Consider the following 18,975-nt stretch of genomic DNA (forward strand, 5'->3'; position numbering starts at 1 on the left):
ACCTTATTTTATTATTTAATTATTATCGACGCTCATTATCTCACTGCGTCTGTTTCTTTGCATTAGAATTACACCAAAAAGCACACTCATAGCAACTAAATATATCCAGTTTCTGTTGATTTGTTGTTGAGAAACATCTAAAGAGGTAATTTCGTAATCAAAATAAAACCCGTCTTTTTCCGCCTGACTGTTAAAAACGATATCATCGACAAAAACCTGTCCTTCTTCTTTTCTTACAACAAGTCCGTATTCACGCAAGCGATCAAGACCTTTATGTTCTTCTTTTATATCAATAAACGCCGAGAATGGTCTTGGGTCGCCTATATTATTTTCTCCCATTACACCTATTTTTATACGCTGCCCGGCTTCAGCTTCATTAAAGGCTGTATCGACTTGATAAACAACCCGCTTCTCATAAGGCGGCGTTATAATATCCATCCAGAATCCCGGACGTAAAATAGCAAACGCAACTAGCAAAAGAATAGCCGATTCATATAGCCTGCTCTTAATAATAAAATAACCTTGCGTTGCTGCTGCAAATACCAACATAGCTATTGTCGCCTTTATAAATATTATAGTCCCCATCAAGAAACTATCTACACCGATTAGCAACAGGTCGGTATTATATATAAAGATAAAAGGCAAAATTACGGTACGAATACTATATACGAAAGCCTGAACACCGGTTTTGATCGGATCGCCCCCTGAAACTGCCGCCGCAGCAAATGAAGCAAGCCCCACAGGCGGTGTGACATCTGCCATAATGCCGAAATAAAATACGAACAGGTGGATAGCTATCAGCGGTATCTCTATACCGTTTTGTTTGGCAAGCTCGCTCACAACCGGAACCATAAGGCTGGAAACAACAATATAGTTAGCGGTTGTCGGCAGTCCCATTCCAAGTATAAGGCATATGACCGCCGTATAGATAAGCACAAGCACAAACGAGCCTCCGGCAAGACGTTCTACAAGCTCGGTAAGCACCTGCCCTACTCCCGTCAACGATACAACGCCGACAATAATACCTGCTGCCGCAGTGGCAATACCGATTCCCGTCATATTTCTTGCACCTGATATAAGACCGTCAAGCAGGTCGATAAGACCGTCTATCGCTCCTTGTTTTATCTCGCCTGACTTTCTGAAAAATGCACTTATAGGTCTTTGAGTTACCACAATAATTATCATAAAGAAGGTAGCCCAAAAAGCTGAAAGTCCGGGAGATAACTTCTCTATCATCAAGCACCAGACCAGAACGACTATAGGCAATATATAATAAAGCCCTGTTTTAACGGTTGGTCCTGTTTCAGGCAACTTTGACATTACACTATTTGGATCATCCATTTCCAAAGGCGGAAATTTAGATGCATAGTATAATAACCCCAGATATACGGCAGTAACACCAAAAGCTATTATGTATTTTGCGTTATCTTTAAAAACATCTTTCACCCAGCCGATACCGTAATAAACAGCCCCTGATATAATAATCAGGCTGGTTACAATTATTGCATAGGCTATTATTTTTTGCACAAAGGTTGAAGTTCTACGCTTCCTCAATGACTTCATGTCAGCTTTTAAAGCCTCAAGGTGAACAATGTATAACAATGCTATATATGAAATTACTGCCGGAATGACAGCCGCCTTAACAACTTCAATATAAGGGATACCTACATATTCTATCATAAGAAAAGCCGCAGCTCCCATAACAGGAGGCATTATCTGACCGTTTACGGAAGCAGCAACTTCAACAGCTCCGGCTTTCTCCCTTGAAAAGCCCACTCTTCTCATAAGAGGAACTGTGAAAGTGCCTGTAGTTACTACATTCGCTATTGAAGAACCCGAGATAAGCCCCGTCATGCCGGAAGCAAGTACGGCAGCCTTTGCAGGCCCCCCTTTGAGATGCCCTAACAACGAAAACGCTACCTTAATAAAATAATTTCCGGCGCCTGCCTTCTCCAATAACGAACCGAACAATACGAACAAAAACACAAAATCTGTTGATACGCCTATAGCGATTCCGAAAACCCCTTCAGAACTGAGCCATTGATGCGAAGCTACTTTAATTATACTTTGTCCCTTGTGAGCTATCAGATCGGGCATAAAAGGGGCGTTACCTGCAAAAGTATAGAACAGGAATATTGTTGCAATGATTACAAGCGGAGGGCCTAAAGCCCTTCTTGCGGCCTCCAATAACATCAACATTCCTACCACTGCAATTATCACGTCAGAATTTGTCGGCGCACCGGATCTGTCTGCCAAAGCATCTTTATTAAAAAAGAGATACAGAACACATGTTATGGAAATTAATGCAAAGCCCCAGTCAATAGCGGGTATATATCCCCTAGGACTATTTTTAAAGGCAGGATATGACATATATGCTAAGAATAACGCAAATGCCAGATGTATATATCTTGATTCGGTGCTGTTGAAGGGGTGTATCTGAAGGAAATCAAACAGATATTTTCCTACAAATTCATTATATGAAAGCACTGCATCGCTATATGGGATCGGCGAGGCTACCCATAGTTGGAACAATGACCATGCAAGTGCTGTAAAGAATAATATCTTAGCGGACAAACCCGACGGACGTCTTGCACCGCTATCACTTTCAATTACCAGATCCTGTAATTCAGAGTCGGTCATCTTTGAAACGTTAGCACTTGCAGAATTATTCATATAAACCCCATACTTTTTTAACTATAGTTAATTTCGATAGTGTCTTTACAAGAAATTTCAGCATTTTGCGGAATAAATATAGCAACTTTGAATTGAATTTAATTTACGTATATTTATATTTGTCATTCCACGAATTTTGTTAGTAGAACAAAATTATAGGGGAATCCAATATCTAAAAAGTTAGGAAACTTTTTAGATATTGAAAAGTTTTCCTAAACTTTTCAAATTGGATCCCATGATAAAAAATTTTACTAAATTTTTTTCATAGGATGACACCGATTAGTAAATTTAATTCAAAGTTACCATACAAGAGCCTAAAATAAAGATTTATATACTTTATATTAATTTTCTATAAATCGCAAAAATCACAGAGTAAAATATATATAATTAATTTATCTATAGGTGAAGGAATATTTTAACATTTTAACAAAAAAGGCTCTCAAATTTGAGAGCCTTAATGTTTATATATAATCTATACGGTATTATAACAATCCTCTTTCGCTGAAATAACGTCTTGCACCTTCATGTAAAGGAGCGATATTACCTTCTGTTATTAGTTTTTTAGGATCAAGGCTCACAAAAACCGGGTGAAGCGTTTTAAAGTTATCAAAATTATCAAACACAGCTTTTACAAGTTGATAAATAACCTCATCATCAACTTTGCTTGTAGATACGAAAGTAGCTTTAACACCGAAAGTCCTTATACTATTATCATTACCGGCATACATTCCACCGGGTATCGTCGTATATGCGTAATAAGGGCTTTTATCTACCAGACGGTCAATTGAAGGACCTTCAACCGGAATTATTTTAACATCGCACGATGTTGCAACTTCCTGAACCGCACCGTTCGGATGACCGGCATTATATATCATTACGTCAATTTTGTTATCACAAAGAGCTTGCGGCTGCTCGGAACCTTTAAGCTCAGCAGTCACCTTAAAATCCTCTTTTGTCCAACCCATAGCCCTCATAACAACTTCCATAGTCGCCCTGTTACCTGAACCGGGATTACCTACGTTTACTTTTCTACCTACAAGATCATCAATTGAGTTGATGCCTGAATTTTTTCTCACGATTATAGTGAAAGCCTCCGTGTGCAATGAAAACACGGCACGTAGGGTACTAAACGCACCTTGGTCAGCAAAAATGCTTGTTCCGTTATATGCATGATATTGCCAGTCTGACTGAGCCACCGCCAAATCAAGACCGCCATCTCTCAAAGCATTAAGGTTATAGACCGAACCACCTGTGGACTCAACCGAGCAACGTATCCCGTGATCTTTTCTACCGCGATTTACAAGGCGGCATATTGCTCCGCCAGTAGGATAATAAACACCTGTTACACCACCTGTACCGATAGTTATAAATTTATCAGAAGCTTTTGCGGGGCTAGATACCGGACTGATCGCCATAGATACTATAAGCACAGCCATTGATAATAGACTTATTACAAAAAATCGATTCATAAAAAAAACCCCTTTTTTCACAGTATTTTTAAATATATAATTGAAATTATATCGTTAGATTAAACTAATACTTTAGATTTAACTAATTGTTTCATACCAATAACATAATTTTTCCCGACAAACAAGGAAAAACCTTCCTACAATCTTAATAAATTTGTAAATAACGGCTTATTTTTCCATTCAATAAACTATTATTAAATCAAAAAAAATTATTTACAAACAATTCATCAATTTTTCTACAGCGTCAGTTTTGCCCATGCTATATGAATTTTTTGCCATACTTATTAGTTTTTCAGGATTGCTCAATAATGATTTTAGCGTTTTATTAAGCTCCTCTTGTGTAAAATCGTCCTGACCGATAAGAATTGCAGCTTCTTTTTTCGCAAGTGCCAGAGCATTTACGGTTTGGTGATCGTCAGTGGCGAATTTATAAGGTACTAAAATTGACGGACGACCTGCAACGGTAATTTCCGAAACGGTTGAAGCCCCCGCCCTTGCTATGATAAGATGTGACGAGCTTATTCTTGTCGGTATATCCTCAAAAAAAGTTGCAAGGTCGGCACTAATACCCGCTTCATCATAGATTTTTTTTACACGGTCTAGGTCTTCATTCCTGCATTGCTGGTCTATGCGTATCTTATGTCTTAACTCTTCGGGCAGATTACAAATAGCCTGCGGCACAACCTCACTGAATATGCTAGCCCCCTGTGAACCGCCTGTTACCAGTATATGTATAGTTTCTCCGTCATCGGGGTCAGGATAAGGAATCTCACGCAATGCTTTTATTGCAGGACGAACGGGATTTCCCGTTAACACAACCTTGTCATAATATTTTTCACTAATTCCTTTTACTTCCCTGAAAGATGTAGCAATTTTAGTGACTTTTCCGCATAAGAACCTGTTTACCTTTCCCATAACACAATTTTGTTCATGTATAACTGTTTTTATTTTCAGCATATTGGCAGCATACATTGTAGGAAAAGAAGGATATCCGCCAAACCCTACAACTATATCGGGCTTTATTTTTTTCAGTTCAATCTTTGCCTGCCTTATGCCCGCAAAAATCATAGGCACTGCCTTGAGCTTTGCAGCAATTGTGCCGCCTGTTGATGCTGCCGAAATAACCCTTACTTCCATTTTTTCAGGTGTCAGCAAGTGCTTTTTATATCTTTTATCGGAAATAAGTATCGCCTTATGACCCCGCTCGATTAACTCAGATGCAAGGGCTTCAGCCGGAAATATATGTCCTCCCGTGCCTCCGGCGGCTAACACAACTATTTTGTTCTTGTTGTTTTCTGACATTAAGCATCTTCCCAAACTAGTTTTTTCTTTTTCAAAACACTTCCGTATCTTGTTTTTGTAAGCCCCAGCATCATTCCCATAGCGATAGCTATTGCGAACATTGAGGAACCGCCATAGCTAATAAAAGGCAGTGTCATTCCCTTTGTCGGCAACAAGTGCAATGCTACACCCATATTGATTATAGCCTGCAACCCGAACTGCATCAAAAGCCCTGAAACTGCATAGACAAAGAACAAGTCGTCCTCATTCATCATTCTTCTTAAACCTCTAAGAACAATAAACCCATATAAACATACTATTATAATACAGGTAATTGCACCCAACTCCTCACCTATAACTGCAAAAATAAAATCAGTATGTGAATCAGGCAATGATTGCTTTACTATCCCCTCGCCCGGTCCCCTTCCGATAAGACCGCCGCTATCAAATGCGTCCAGCGACTTTCTTACCTGATAATTACCGCCGCTATCGAAAATATAGCTATCTATACGCTTCGCCACATGCGGAAAAAAGAAATATGCCACAAGTAGTACAAACAACCCGGAAAGAACTATGCCTATAACAAGAGGTATAGATAATCCCCCTACAAAAAGCTGCCCTCCCCAAACGGCAGTTACCACAAAGAACATACCGAAATCAGGCTGACTTATAAGAAGTGCCGCCACAAGTGCATATAAGATAAGTGATATCTGAAAACCTTTAAACCCTTTTCTGTTTTTAGCCTCCGATAGCATCCACGCTATAACTATTATAAAGAAAGGCTTCATAAACTCGGACGGCTGAAGCGATTGCCCCGCTATGAATATCCAGCGTTTTGCACCGTTTATCTCATGCCCGAACAAAACCACTCCCACCATCAGCAAAATGCTTACTAAAAAACCGAATGTGGCAATCCTTCTTATTGCTATGGGAGGCATAAAAGAAACCGTCACAATAATAAGGAATGTTCCTAATAAGAACATAAGCTGTTTTTTTGCAAAGTGAAAACTATCATAGCCGATACGGTCGGCTATCGCAGGGCTTGTGGTAGCCACCATCACAGCACCAAAAAGAATTATCATAGTTATTGCAAGCAAGGATAACTTGTCAACCGTCCACCACCAACCGGTAAATATATTCTTATTTTGACGGTCAAACTTCATGTTACTTACATGTAATTGTTTTATTAACTTCTTGCACAACTATTATTATACCCAAATAGTGCTTCTAACTTTTTTCTTTCTAATAGCTTGGCTTGATTAACAAATCCCTTTTCTTCCGAACTTTTAATCTGCTCATCAATTAAAGCGATTTCCTTGGCTCTTAATTCTAGAGCTTTTTCTTTGTTAGACAAATTCTTTTCTTCATTTGCCAATACTAATGAAGTATACTCAGCACCCTCTTTATTTTTTGTATAATCAGACTTAAAATTACTTAAACAATTTCCCATTACTTGCTCCTAAACAAAATATTTATTGTTAACTAAAATAATATTATTACTCATCAACCGCCATTTTACCATTAACATAAGCAATAAATGCGTCACCTCTTTCTTCGAAATTAGACCACTGATCAAAAGATGCACATGCAGGTGATAAAAGCACAACCGGTTGTTCTTCGCTACAACTTTCTGCATCTTTTTTGGCTTTAATAAAAGCGTTTTTTAAATCATTACATTTTGTAAACTCAATCTTACCTTGTAATGTGCCTGCAAATTCGTCTTGCGCCTCACCTATCAGATAAGCGTGTTTTATCTTTGGGAAATAACGGTGTAGGGATTCAATACCTCCCGACTTCGGCACTCCTCCTAATATCCAGTATATATTGCCGAAAGTCTCCAGTGCCTTAGATGCTGCATCGGCATTTGTTGCTTTACTGTCATTAATATAAACAACGCCGTTTTCTTCCCTGACATACTGCATTCTGTGCGGCAGTCCGTCAAAGCTTCTTACACCCTGTACAAAATCCTCCATTGTAACACCGCAATGCTTGGAAACAACGTAAGCTGCACAGATATTTTGTGCATTATGTTTACCCTGTATTTTTTTCAACTCACCAAGTTCAATACCGAACTTAACATTCTCACCGTCCACTATCAGCGTTTCTTTCATACTTACGCCGTATTCGAGTATTTCATTAACCGAAATAGGTATTATATTTGAAATTTTTGCTTCCCTCTTTAAACCTTCAAAAACATTTACGGAAAAAGAGTCGTCAACCCCTATTACAGCCGAATCTCCTTCGCCCTGATTTGTAAAAATATTCTTCTTGGCGATTATGTAGCCTTCTATTCCTCCGTGCCTGTCCAAATGGTCGGGCGTTATATTCAACCAGACGGAAATATCGAACTTGGTTTGTTTTATAAGGTCAAGTTGATATGATGACATTTCTATTACATATACACCGTCACTGCCCAGATTTTCCAAGTCCAAAGCAGCAATACCAATATTACCGCCGACAGCACAGTTAATTCCGGCATTCCTTAAAATATGCCCTATCAAAGCCGTAGTTGTGGATTTGCCGTTAGTTCCGGTTATTCCTATAAATTTTGATTTTGGATTTGCACGATATAAAAGCTCAATATCACATATTATTTCACAACCTGCATTTTGTGCAAGCTTTACGACCTTATGCGGCTGTGGGTGTGTAAACGGCACTCCGGGGCTTAAAACCATAAAATCAACATTATTCCAGTCTATTGACTCAATATCCTCAACCGAAACGCTAGAAATGTTTTCATTTTTCAAAGCTGTCTTAGATTCTTTTGAGTCATCACACGCAATTACAAAAGCACCACCAAAAGCCAGAGCTTTTACAGATGACATACCTGCCTTGCCCAAGCCGAAAACAACTACTTTTTTATCTTTAACAAAATTTAAATTAATCATCTTAGTTTCAACGTTGATAGTCCGATAAGTGCGAAAATTACTGCCAGTATCCAGAATCTTATAACAATAGTCGGCTCACTCCAGCCCTTTTTCTCAAAGTGGTGGTGAATGGGAGCCATACCGAAAAATCTTTTTCCGGTAAGTTTGAAATAATAGACCTGAATTATAACCGAAACGGCCTCCATCACGAATAAACCGCCTATTATAGCTAAAACTATTTCATGTTTTACTATAACGCTTATAACCCCCAAAGAGCCGCCAAAAGCAAGACTTCCCGTATCCCCCATAAATACTTTTGCCGGAGGTGCATTAAACCACAGGAACCCCAGACCCGCACCTATCATCGATGCACAGAACACGGCTATTTCACCCGCTCCCGATACGGCATGTATCTGAAGATAATCGGCAAACTTAACATGCCCCACAAGATAGGCTATCAAACCAAAACATGCGGCAGCTATCATTATCGGAACAATAGCAAGTCCGTCAAGACCGTCTGTCAGGTTAACCGCATTAGAAGCACCCACCATCACAATGATTACAAAAGGTATATAAAAAATTCCCAGATTAAGTAACAGGTTTTTTAAAAAAGGGAACGCAAGATGGCTTTCCATCTGCGGGGAAGACAAATGCTGTATCCACAGGCTTGCTATCAAAGCTATAGAAACCTGTGCGACTATCTTTAATTTTCCACGCACGCCCGTAGTGTTTTTCTTAGTAACCTTCAGATAGTCATCAATAAAACCCAAAGCTCCATAACCAAACGTTACAAACAGTACCACCCATACATATTGGTTGGTTATATCTGCCCAAAGTAATGTTGATATGCCTACCGAAAGCAACATCATCACCCCTCCCATCGTGGGAGTTCCTTTTTTTGTCAGTAAATGACTTTCAGGGCCGTCAAGGCGAATAGGCTGCCCTTCGTTCTGCTTATTTTTCAGCCACCTTATAATAGAAGGACCAAAGATAAAACCTATTAACAGGGACGTAAAAATAGCACCGCCGCTTCTAAAGGTGATGTATCGGAATACATTTAAAAAGGTGTAATCTTCCACCAAAGGCATTAATAAATTATATAGCATTCTTCATACCTTTATCGTTACATATATAATTAACAACATTCTCCATCTTCATTCCTCTTGAGCCTTTTACAAGAACAACATCGCCGTCTTTTAAGCAGTTATAAACGCTTATTGCTATTTCGGACGAATCATCTTTATGATTTCCTTTTATTTCATCAGGCAAACGGTTATAAAGTGATTTTGTTAATTTTCCAGCCGTAAATACGACATCTACATTATTTTCTATAATTTTCTTCGATAGCTCCTCATGCATTTTTATCGCATCATCACCCAGCTCGAACATATCCCCTAAAACGGCAACTATACGATTATTATACTTAGCCTTAATATCCCCTAGAACTTTCAGGGAAGCTGAAACTGCGGCAGGACTTGCGTTATATGTATCGTCGATAAGGGTAATATTGCCGAACTTTCCCTCAATACACATTCTTTTTCCCCTGCCCGCTTTTGCTTCAAAATCTGCAAATGCATCTGCGGCACGCTCTAAATTTGCACTTACGGATTTTACCAACGCCAAAACGCCCAATGAATTTAATGCGTGATGCTCACCGAAAATGCCAATCTCATACCGAACTTCACTACCGTCTAATGAGGCCATAATATTTGCGTTATTTGCCGCTTCCTCATAATTATTCAATCTGAAATCAGCACCACCGCTTTTACCGAAAGTTTTAATATTTTTTATATTTTTCTCATCAGCTATTTTTTGTAAGTAAGGGAAATTAAGGTTATCGTAATTTAGTACCGCAAATCCGCCTTCTTTTAATCCGTCAAAAACCTCAGCCTTAGCTTTTGCTATGCCCTCTATCGAATCAAAAAACTCAAGATGCACAGGCTCTACATTAGTAATAATAACACTGTCAGGTTGAGCCAGAACAGAAAGTGGCGAAATTTCACCGGCACTACTCATTCCCACCTCTAATACCGCATAATCGGTATCGGCAGGCATTCTTGCAAGTGTAAGGGGCAAGCCGTAATGATTGTTTAAATTACCTATAGTGGCATGAACTTTTCCCTGATGTTCAAGGACGTGGGCAAGCATTTCTTTGGTAGTAGTTTTACCCACACTGCCCGTTACCATTATAACTTTGCCTTTCATTCTGTCACGGCTATATCTTGCCATATCCCACAATGCGTCAAAAGTATTATCGACTATTAAAAGATTATCCCTGTCATCTAAATCATCGGGAACATAATTTACAACCGCAGCACAAGCACCTTTTTCAAGTGCGGATTTAACATATTTATGACCGTCATTATTATCGCCTACCAGTGCTATAAACAGGTCGCCCGATTCTATTTTTCTGCTATCGATTGAAACGCCCGTAGCTTCCCAGCTATTAACCGAAACACCACCCGTTGCGGTTTGTACATCTTCACTGCTCCATAACGTCATATTATTTTTCTCCGCAATTAATTTCAAAAAAGTTTCCTAACTTTTTTGAATGTAGATTCCACTATGATTTTATTCTCCTAATAAAATCCATGGAATGACAGTAAATTAAATAAATCCCCTTGCCACCTCAACATCATCAAACGGCAAAACATTTTCCCCGATAGTCTGTGTTTTTTCATGCCCTTTTCCGGCTATTAGCAAAACATCACCTTTTTGCAGCTTTGAAATAGCATGTTCAATCGCTTTGTGTCTATCCGATATTTCTTCAGCCCCTTTAGCAGATGCTAATATTTCCTGCCTTATCTGTGCCGGATTCTCACTTCTTGGATTGTCATCTGTCACAACAACATTATCGGCAATCTGAACAGCTATCTCTCCCATTAGCGGACGTTTTCCTTTATCCCTGTCGCCACCGCAACCAAAAACTACCCATAATTTACCCTTAGTAAGAGGCTTCAATACATCAAGGGCTTTTTGCAATGCATCGGGGGTATGTGAGTAATCGACAAATATACTAAAATCATTATCCGACTTTGTTACCCTTTGCATTCTCCCCGGAACGCAATCAACTTTTTCCAAAGCAAAAGCAGCCTCATCAACGTTAGCACCCGATGCCACCGCAACCGCCATAGCACAAAGCATATTATAAGCCTGAAACTCACCTATTAATGAGGTATTTATATTATAAACCCGACCTAATACTTCAAAAGATATCTGCTGTCCCTCGGCGGTATTTAGTATATCGAAAATATCAATATAGTTACGCCTTGCCCTGCTATATTTTCCGACTGAAAATACCGTAAGCCCTCTTTTTTGACACTCGGTTTCAAGCTGCTCAAACTGTTCTATATCGGCATTTAGGACGGCAACTCCGTTTGGATCCATAACTTCCGTAAACAGACGCATTTTTGCAGCAAGATAGTTTTCAAAATTACCGTGATAATCCAGATGGTCACGTGTAAGGTTGGTAAAAGCTGCTACTTTAATATTAAGTCCGTCAGGTCTGTATTGGTCAAGCCCGTGACTTGAAGCCTCCATAGCAAGATGTGTAACTCCGCTATCTGCTAACTGCGAGATTATCTTACGCAATTTTACAGGGTCTGGAGTAGTTAGGAAGTTTGACCTGTCAAAGTCTACCTTGCCTTCCGAATCCTCTATACCTACAGTCCCCACACTTGCCGCATGTTTTCCTAGTTCTTTCCAGATTTCTCTGCAAAAATGTACTACCGATGTCTTACCGTTAGTACCGGTAACCGCAGCTATTACTTCAGGCTGCCTGTTATAGAATTTTGAAGCTATCTGACTGAATGTTTTTCTGGGACTATCCGATTTTATCAGACAAATATTTTCAGGTATCTCTCCTTCAAAATCATTATCGCATAAAATCGCCGCCGCACCCGATTCGATAGCCGATGCGATAAACTTTGTACCGTCAACGCTTGCCCCTTTTAAGGCAGCGAACAAAAAACCCTCCTCAACCTTTCTGGAGTCAAGGGCAACGCCCTCAATCACAACATTGCCGTATTTTTCATCAATTGCTATCAAGCCGTCATTACTCAACTGCCGTAATAGCAACCTGTTGTTTGTCTCGCTCATTGTCGTACCAAAACTCTTTCTGTATTTCATAATCATTTTCATCCACTGGTGTTACGCCCAATATAGGTGCTATTCTTTTTATTACTTCTCCGGTAACAGGGGCGGCTACCATACCCCCTGTTGTATAACCGCCGGTTTTAGCATTTCCGACAGGCTCGTCCATCATCACAAGAACAACATATTTTGGCTCATTCATTGGAAAGGCAGAAACAAACGATGAAATATTTACTTTTGTATTATATTTGCCTTCTTTGGGTTTATCCGCCGAACCTGTTTTTCCTCCGACAAGGTATCCTTCCACATCAGAGTTCTTACCCGTACCATGCTTTACAGCCAGCCTCATTATTTTTCTTATTTTATCGGACGTATCTTCTTTGACCACCCTAACACCGCTATTTAGGAAACTGAACCTGCTTTTCTTCAATAAAGTAACAGGATTTAACACACCACCATTTACAAGGGCTGCCGTAGCACTTGCCACATGCATAGGGGTAACTGCTATACCATGCCCATAAGATATAGTCATAGTGCTTACTTTTCCCCAATTATCGGGATATAGCGGCTCTGATTTTTCAGGAACTTCTATTTCAAGCTCATCAAGCAAACCCAGTCTGTCCAAAAATTCCCTCTGAGCTTCCTCCCCTGCATCTACAGCTATTTGTGCCGATGCTATGTTAGATGAGAACATGAATACTTCAGATGCAGTAAGCTCTTTCTTTTTCTGGTGGTAGTCACGAATAGTAAATCTGGCAACTTTTATCGGCTCGGAAACATCAAAAATATCTTTCAATTTCAGATTATTTTTTTCAAAGCCTAATGCCATGTTGAAAACCTTGAATGTAGAACCCATTTCGTAAACGCCATAGGTAGCTCTATTGAACTTTGAATCATGGTCTGCCTCGCCCGGATTATTCAAATTGAAATCCGGCATACTCACCATTGATATTACCTCGCCCGTATCTGCATCTAAAACTATACCCGCTGCACCCAATGCTTTAAATTCGTCCATAGCTTCACTCAAAACGTCCCTTACGACACTTTGCACTCTGATATCAACAGAAAGCTGTAACGCTTCATTTACTCCGCCTATGTTGTTACTACCGCTTAAATATGTGTTAAATTTCTTTTCAATGCCGGATATACCTTTACCGTCAACATCAACAAAACCCAATATGTGCGACATTAGATTCTTGTGTGGATATATCCTTTTTTCTTCCTCTTTAAAGTAAAGCCCCGGTAATCCAAGCTCATTTATCTTATACTGCTCTTTAGGTGTAAGGTTTCTTTTTATCCATACAAACTGTTTATCCGAGGAAAGTTTACTCTTCAGGCTAACAGCATCAGTGTCGGGGAATATCGTACTGACCTTTTTTACCGCATCGTCAATATCTAAAATCACTGTCGGATTTGCGTAAAGCGATGCCGTAGATAGGTTTACGGCAAGCAAAGTACCGTTCCTATCCGTTATATCTGACCTTGTCTTGATATCATCATCGTAAAACTCGTCGTTGCTTTTGGCGGTAAATACCTTACCTCCCTTAAAAACGGAAACCTCTATCAAACGGAATATAAGTACCGTGAAAACAACGACGAACATACCGGAGACAACAAACAACCTTGACCTGCTGTTACGTACGTCTTCAAGCGAGGCTCTGCCCAGACTCACCGTATCATCTTGCGAATAATTATTTTCTTCTACCGCCACAAGGTATGCCTTTCAAATTTATAAATACAAATTTGCATTTTACTTGCCATCATACAATAAAAAGTTAGAAAACTTTTGAATGTGGATTCCAATACGACTTATTTTCCTAATAAAAATCCGTAGAATGACATAACTGCACTAGTAACTCGAAAGAGTAGGTCTCAACTGCGGTCTGCTAGGCATAGCCTTGTTAGGCTTTACACTTGCCAGATAAACACCGCCGATTTGTTCAGCCCCTTTCAATTGAGCAACTTTTGTATATTCAAGATTCAAATGCTCATTTGCAAGCCTTTTTATTCTGGAAGGCTCATTCAAATACGCCCATTCGGCATGCAACACGTGGATAATCGCCTTATCCTCAGCAAGCTGCCTATGAACTTCAACCAAATCTTTTTTAAGGTTCTTAACCTTATTTTGAATATGAAACAAGCCGAAAACCGTTGATGCCAGCATAATCATAAAAACCGTTACAAACATTTTTTTCATTGTACGATACCTCCTGTATCTAATTTTTCTGCGGCACGTAATTTTGCCGAGCGTGAACGTATATTTATTGAAATTTCTTCTTCACTTGGCTTAATAGCCTTATTGCATAGCAGTCTGAATGTTGCCGATGCCGTTTTTTTCTCAACTATTGGAAGGTGTCTGGATACTCCTTCATTCTTACCGCTTTTTTTATTTACGAACTCCTTTACAATTGCATCTTCAAGTGAGTGGAACGTTACCACTACCAACCTTCCGTATGGAGCCAGTATTTTTTCCGAAGTTTCCAATACGTCCCTTAATTCTCCTAACTCGTCATTAACCCATATCCTCAAAGCCTGAAATGTTCTGGTTGCAGGGTCTATCTTATCCTTTGCCATACGCACCACGGAACGCACTATACTTGCAAGCTCGCTTGTTGTAGTTATCGGCTTTTCAGCTCTTGCCTTTACAATCGCCGAGGCTACACGCCTTGATTTTTTTTCACCGCCATACTTATAAATAATATCGGCAAGCTGTTGTTCATCTGTATTATTTACAACATACGCAGCGTCAGTACCCTGCTGCGACATACGCATATCCAACGGCCCTTGCCTCATAAATGAAAAACCTCTTTGTGCTTGGTCAATTTGCATTGATGAAACACCTATATCAAGCACAACGGCATCAACTTTTTCAACTCCCGCATCTTTTAACAATCTTTCCATGTCACTAAAACGACCGATAAGCAGCTCTATCCTTCTCGGAAACTCAGCCTCCAGCTCTTCTGCAAGCTGCTTTACGTTTGGATCGCGGTCTATGGCGTAAACCTTGCAATCCGCAGCTTGCAGAAGAGCTTTGCTGTACCCCCCGGCTCCGAAAGTTCCGTCCACATAGACTTCGCCATCTTTCGGAGACACGTATTCCAACATCTCGTTCAACATTACGGGATAGTGCGGAGAGCTATTATTCATCTGCCCCCCCTTTTTTATTCAGGCGTAAATTAGCACGCTGTCTTTTAGCAAGATCACGGGCTTTACCTGCATATTCTTCAAATGCCTCTGGCTCCCATATCTCAAAAGTAGCACCTTTTCCTACAAATACCGCCTTATCATCAATACCCGTATCCTTTAAAAATCCTTCAGGCAACATAACACGACCTTCCTTGTCAAAAGGAAGCTGCATACTACCGCCCAAAATAGTAGCTGCAAATGCGTCACGCTCATCAGAATAAGGATCTAATTCGTCAATACTCTCACTTAACCTTTCAATACGATCCATACCGCAAGCTTCAACGCAATTATTTATAAAAGAGGGATAAACAACGATACCCTTATATTCCTGCTTTGATAGTGCGGCACGAAAATTAGCCGGAACGGAAACACGCCCCTTCTTATCAACCTTGTTTACGTAGGTAGACAAGAACAATGCCATACTATCTTAACTCCTTATCACCCCTTGCTTTTTCAATCTCAGGCAAAAAACCTTTCAAACGGTTTTTTGAATTCCTACCTGAAATTCAAAAAACACCCCCTCAAAGTCCTACCTGGAGCAAAGAGAGGAAGCCCAAAAATTCAAACCGCAAACTTACCGCTACCTGCCAGTCCCATATGGTTCAAAATGGTTTTTCATGGGTTTATATGGTAAATTTATATAAAAATATGGGATTGGTCAAGCATTCTTTGGAAAAAAATCTAAATATTTCAGATATTCGGCAAATCATTTTTTAAAAGCGAACAGGCTGGCGTGACAAAATTATCAACAGCAGGTAGAAAAAGTATGAAATATTTAATTTTTTTAAAAATTTTTGATTCATTTTATTGACATATACTGCGGAATATATATAATTCAATCGCTAAAAAGGAAGGAGGATCAGCCGATGAAAGCATTTTTCAAAAAAAATATTATTACTTGTCTAAGCTTGGCAATATCAGGTGCTATTATATCTGATGCTTCAATAGCCGCACCGAGAGTTACCGTACAAGAATATCACTATACGGTTAGCGGTCGTACCATGGACGAGATAAAACAGGCTATTTCAAAGCAGGCTCCCTTACAAAATGACGGCAACAACTTCTCTGCACTTACAAAGTATGATATAGGGTGGAATTATACTTTTGATAAGTCGGGCAAAAACTGTAAAATCGCTACTGTCACGACAAGTGTGGTTATAACCCATAATTTCCCAAAGCTTGAGAACGTTAATCAGCTTGACATGACGACCCAAACCGAATGGGGACGTTATTTAGCTTCACTACAAACGCATGAGGAAAAGCACGCTGATTTGGGAATTGAAGCTGCCGGCGAAATTGAAAAAGAAATAGCAAAGATAAAACCTCAAAGTTCATGCACAAAACTTTCAATTGAGGCAAACAACATAGCACGCAATATCATAAACTATTACCACAATAAAAATGCAGACTACGACAAGGAAACCGTACACGGTCTGTTACAAGGGACGACATTATCCTCGTATAGGACATTTTAGCACACATCTCAATGCCTTGGTTTAAAATATTTGCAATTGTTTCAATTTTTAGTTACAATATAAATTGAACGCATTGAGATTATTGTCAAGGTATGACACAAATGAGAGCTTTTAAACTATTTATTATTGTTACAATAGTAACATTATTAAGTCCTGACATGCCCTTAGCACAGGAGTCTTTACGCCCGTCAGACAGCAACAACGTTGATGAAACGGTATTAGAAGAACTAACCTTCAGAATGCAGAAAGACCCTAACGACTTAGATGCATTCTTCAGATATGCAAACTTGTCTGCACGGCACGGAAAGCTAAAAAGTGCTGAAAATGCCTATCTTCATATGCTAAAAATAAACCCCAACCTTAACAGGATAAAAACTGCCCTTGCTATTATATATATAAGAACGGGCGATAAAGCTGCCGCAAGAACCTTATTAAAAGAAGTCTTAAACTCCAATCCTCCTTTAGAAGTAAAAAACAAAATAGAAGCAACCTTAGCTTCCATTACCAAGGATACGGACGATTCTGAAAATCCACCGCAGGAACAGGCAGCATCTGCAACAAACGAATTACCCGAAAAATACACACAAAAGCAGTTTCTACGAGAAGTACAAAAGCGTATCGATCCGGAAAACCGCCCCATGAACGTAAAAATCAACGAAGCTAAAAAAGCCGAAGCGGAGAAAAACTTAGACCCGCAAATAAAAGAGGCAAGAGAGCAAATTAAAATAATACAAGAAAAAATCGCAAAGACACCCGATAATCTGGACGGATATTTTGCCCTTGCTAAACTTGCCGAAAAAACAGGCGAGTTTAAAACCGCTGAAGAGGCATATCTTCACATGATAGAGAAAGCGCCTAAAATAGACCGCATAAAGCTGGATTTGGGCTTATTATATGTAAAAACAGGAGAACTAGAAAAAGCAAAGTCACTTTTTGAAACTGTTCTTGCCAACAATCCGCCCGAAAAGGTTAAGGAAAACATTAACGGCATACTTGAGAAGGTAAAATATGCAATGAAAACGCATATTATATCAGGTTCCGCCTCATTTGGCGTTAACCGTGATTCAAACGCCACTTCTGCCGCATCAACAGGCGAAACCACATTTAGCGATATAAGCATACCTCTTGCCGAAAACTCTACGAAGAAGGAAGACGCTCAAATTTTTGCCACAACATCATTATCGCATTTATATAAATTTGATAATAATAAAAGCAATATATGGAGTGCAACTTTCAACACCGCAGGTACATTATATAAAACCAGCCAGACTACCGAGCATCAACTGGACATCTCTCTTGCATCTATAAAATCAGGGCCTACTTTAAACCTGAACAAACTTAAAACACAGATATCGGCAGCCGGAAACCTAAGCATTATAAACCTTAACAGCTTTAAATACCTTAAAACAAGAGGTGGTGAGCTTACTTTAAAATACGCTCCTACAAGCAAGCTAATACTTGATAACACGGTAGCTTATGAGTACAGATATTTTTACAACTCCCCGACATCTACAAACACGGGAAGAACAGGAAACGCTTATCAAAACAAGGTAGGGGCTACCTATGTTTTAACCGAAAAAGATATACTTACCTCCTCTTTGACATGGAGGAACGAGTCTGCAAGGGAAGCAAAAAACGCATTTTTTCAAATTAACCTAGGTTTAGGATATATACGCCAGCTTCCATACGACATAACGGCAAGTGCCTCAGCAACTTTTAAAAGAACGCACTACGACGATTTTGACACTTCAATAAGCTCTACCATACTTAGAAGGGATCTTGAAAAAACATTTACGCTTGCACTGATGAAAAAACTACCTAAAAATATCAGCCTTACTACAAGCTACCAGTACAAGAACTCAAACTCGAACATACAGAACTATACATATGATAACCACCGAGTTTCCACGGCCGTAGGCTGGTCTTTCTAAA

Annotated in this window: 15 protein-coding genes; 2 read left to right on the plus strand and 13 right to left on the minus strand. The window is 39.5% G+C overall.

Annotated features, from left to right (window positions below):
- Positions 1-15: 15 nt before the first annotated feature.
- The 13 genes from O2942_04980 to mraZ all read right to left on the minus strand — a co-directional run bounded on the left by O2942_04980 (position 16) and on the right by mraZ (position 15,989).
- On the minus strand, positions 16-2,673 hold the full coding sequence (locus O2942_04980; GenBank protein MDA0781604.1) for a TRAP transporter permease: 2,658 nt from the start codon (positions 2,671-2,673) through the stop codon (positions 16-18).
- A gap of 482 nt (positions 2,674-3,155) precedes the next feature.
- Positions 3,156-4,142, minus strand: a complete 987-nt coding sequence (locus O2942_04985) for a TAXI family TRAP transporter solute-binding subunit (GenBank protein MDA0781605.1) — start codon at positions 4,140-4,142, stop codon at positions 3,156-3,158.
- 213 nt (positions 4,143-4,355) lie between these two features.
- Positions 4,356-5,444: an undecaprenyldiphospho-muramoylpentapeptide beta-N-acetylglucosaminyltransferase gene (gene murG / locus O2942_04990; GenBank protein MDA0781606.1), complete on the minus strand. Its 1,089-nt coding sequence runs from the start codon at positions 5,442-5,444 to the stop codon at positions 4,356-4,358.
- Positions 5,444-6,586, minus strand: a complete 1,143-nt coding sequence (gene ftsW, locus O2942_04995) for a putative lipid II flippase FtsW (protein ID MDA0781607.1) — start codon at positions 6,584-6,586, stop codon at positions 5,444-5,446. Before ftsW ends, murG begins: the two co-directional genes overlap by 1 nt.
- Positions 6,587-6,609: 23 nt before the next feature.
- Positions 6,610-6,873 (minus strand): hypothetical protein, encoded by a 264-nt coding sequence (locus O2942_05000; GenBank protein MDA0781608.1) that lies wholly within the window; start codon positions 6,871-6,873, stop codon positions 6,610-6,612.
- Between the two features lie 46 nt (positions 6,874-6,919).
- Positions 6,920-8,311, minus strand: a complete 1,392-nt coding sequence (gene murD / locus O2942_05005; GenBank protein MDA0781609.1) for a UDP-N-acetylmuramoyl-L-alanine--D-glutamate ligase — start codon at positions 8,309-8,311, stop codon at positions 6,920-6,922.
- Positions 8,308-9,396: a phospho-N-acetylmuramoyl-pentapeptide-transferase gene (gene mraY / locus O2942_05010; protein MDA0781610.1), complete on the minus strand. Its 1,089-nt coding sequence runs from the start codon at positions 9,394-9,396 to the stop codon at positions 8,308-8,310. The genes murD and mraY overlap by 4 nt, the downstream gene beginning before the upstream one ends.
- Positions 9,386-10,819, minus strand: coding sequence for a UDP-N-acetylmuramoyl-tripeptide--D-alanyl-D-alanine ligase (locus tag O2942_05015; GenBank protein ID MDA0781611.1), 1,434 nt, complete (start codon positions 10,817-10,819; stop codon positions 9,386-9,388). The genes mraY and O2942_05015 overlap by 11 nt, the downstream gene beginning before the upstream one ends.
- 78 nt (positions 10,820-10,897) lie before the next feature.
- A complete protein-coding gene (locus O2942_05020) occupies positions 10,898-12,388 on the minus strand; it encodes a UDP-N-acetylmuramoyl-L-alanyl-D-glutamate--2,6-diaminopimelate ligase (protein ID MDA0781612.1) in 1,491 nt (496 codons plus the stop codon).
- Positions 12,345-14,093, minus strand: a complete 1,749-nt coding sequence (locus O2942_05025) for a penicillin-binding protein 2 (GenBank protein MDA0781613.1) — start codon at positions 14,091-14,093, stop codon at positions 12,345-12,347. The genes O2942_05020 and O2942_05025 overlap by 44 nt, the downstream gene beginning before the upstream one ends.
- A 138-nt stretch (positions 14,094-14,231) precedes the next feature.
- The gene (locus O2942_05030) at positions 14,232-14,579 is read right to left on the minus strand and encodes a hypothetical protein (GenBank protein MDA0781614.1); all 348 of its coding nucleotides are present in this window, start codon (positions 14,577-14,579) and stop codon (positions 14,232-14,234) included.
- Positions 14,576-15,529: a 16S rRNA (cytosine(1402)-N(4))-methyltransferase RsmH gene (gene rsmH, locus O2942_05035; GenBank protein MDA0781615.1), complete on the minus strand. Its 954-nt coding sequence runs from the start codon at positions 15,527-15,529 to the stop codon at positions 14,576-14,578. The genes O2942_05030 and rsmH overlap by 4 nt, the downstream gene beginning before the upstream one ends.
- Positions 15,522-15,989: a division/cell wall cluster transcriptional repressor MraZ gene (gene mraZ / locus O2942_05040; GenBank protein MDA0781616.1), complete on the minus strand. Its 468-nt coding sequence runs from the start codon at positions 15,987-15,989 to the stop codon at positions 15,522-15,524. Before mraZ ends, rsmH begins: the two co-directional genes overlap by 8 nt.
- Positions 15,990-16,434: 445 nt before the next feature.
- Between mraZ and O2942_05045 the strand changes: the two genes are divergently transcribed.
- Positions 16,435-17,043, plus strand: a complete 609-nt coding sequence (locus tag O2942_05045; GenBank protein ID MDA0781617.1) for a DUF922 domain-containing protein — start codon at positions 16,435-16,437, stop codon at positions 17,041-17,043.
- Between the two features lie 101 nt (positions 17,044-17,144).
- Positions 17,145-18,974, plus strand: coding sequence for a surface lipoprotein assembly modifier (locus O2942_05050; GenBank protein ID MDA0781618.1), 1,830 nt, complete (start codon positions 17,145-17,147; stop codon positions 18,972-18,974).
- The last annotated feature ends 1 nt before the right edge of the window (position 18,975 follow it).

The organism is Pseudomonadota bacterium (assembly GCA_027620075.1).
Classification (GTDB): Bacteria; Pseudomonadota; Alphaproteobacteria; order Rickettsiales; family UBA6187; genus 1-14-0-20-39-49.

Bases quoted from the DNA above. Each gene is read 5' to 3' on its own strand.
- murD (MDA0781609.1), bottom strand. From the start codon at position 8,311: ATGATTAATTTAAATTTTGTTAAAGATAAAAAAGTAGTTGTTTTCGGC.
- O2942_05020 (MDA0781612.1), bottom strand. From the start codon at position 12,388: ATGAGCGAGACAAACAACAGGTTGCTATTACGGCAGTTGAGTAATGAC.
- O2942_05030 (MDA0781614.1), bottom strand. From the start codon at position 14,579: ATGAAAAAAATGTTTGTAACGGTTTTTATGATTATGCTGGCATCAACG.
- O2942_05045 (MDA0781617.1), top strand. From the start codon at position 16,435: ATGAAAGCATTTTTCAAAAAAAATATTATTACTTGTCTAAGCTTGGCA.
- ftsW (MDA0781607.1), bottom strand. From the start codon at position 6,586: ATGAAGTTTGACCGTCAAAATAAGAATATATTTACCGGTTGGTGGTGG.
- O2942_05000 (MDA0781608.1), bottom strand. From the start codon at position 6,873: ATGGGAAATTGTTTAAGTAATTTTAAGTCTGATTATACAAAAAATAAA.
- O2942_04980 (MDA0781604.1), bottom strand. From the start codon at position 2,673: ATGAATAATTCTGCAAGTGCTAACGTTTCAAAGATGACCGACTCTGAA.
- mraZ (MDA0781616.1), bottom strand. From the start codon at position 15,989: ATGGCATTGTTCTTGTCTACCTACGTAAACAAGGTTGATAAGAAGGGG.
- O2942_05050 (MDA0781618.1), top strand. From the start codon at position 17,145: ATGAGAGCTTTTAAACTATTTATTATTGTTACAATAGTAACATTATTA.
- rsmH (MDA0781615.1), bottom strand. From the start codon at position 15,529: ATGAATAATAGCTCTCCGCACTATCCCGTAATGTTGAACGAGATGTTG.
- murG (MDA0781606.1), bottom strand. From the start codon at position 5,444: ATGTCAGAAAACAACAAGAACAAAATAGTTGTGTTAGCCGCCGGAGGC.
- mraY (MDA0781610.1), bottom strand. From the start codon at position 9,396: ATGCTATATAATTTATTAATGCCTTTGGTGGAAGATTACACCTTTTTA.
- O2942_04985 (MDA0781605.1), bottom strand. From the start codon at position 4,142: ATGAATCGATTTTTTGTAATAAGTCTATTATCAATGGCTGTGCTTATA.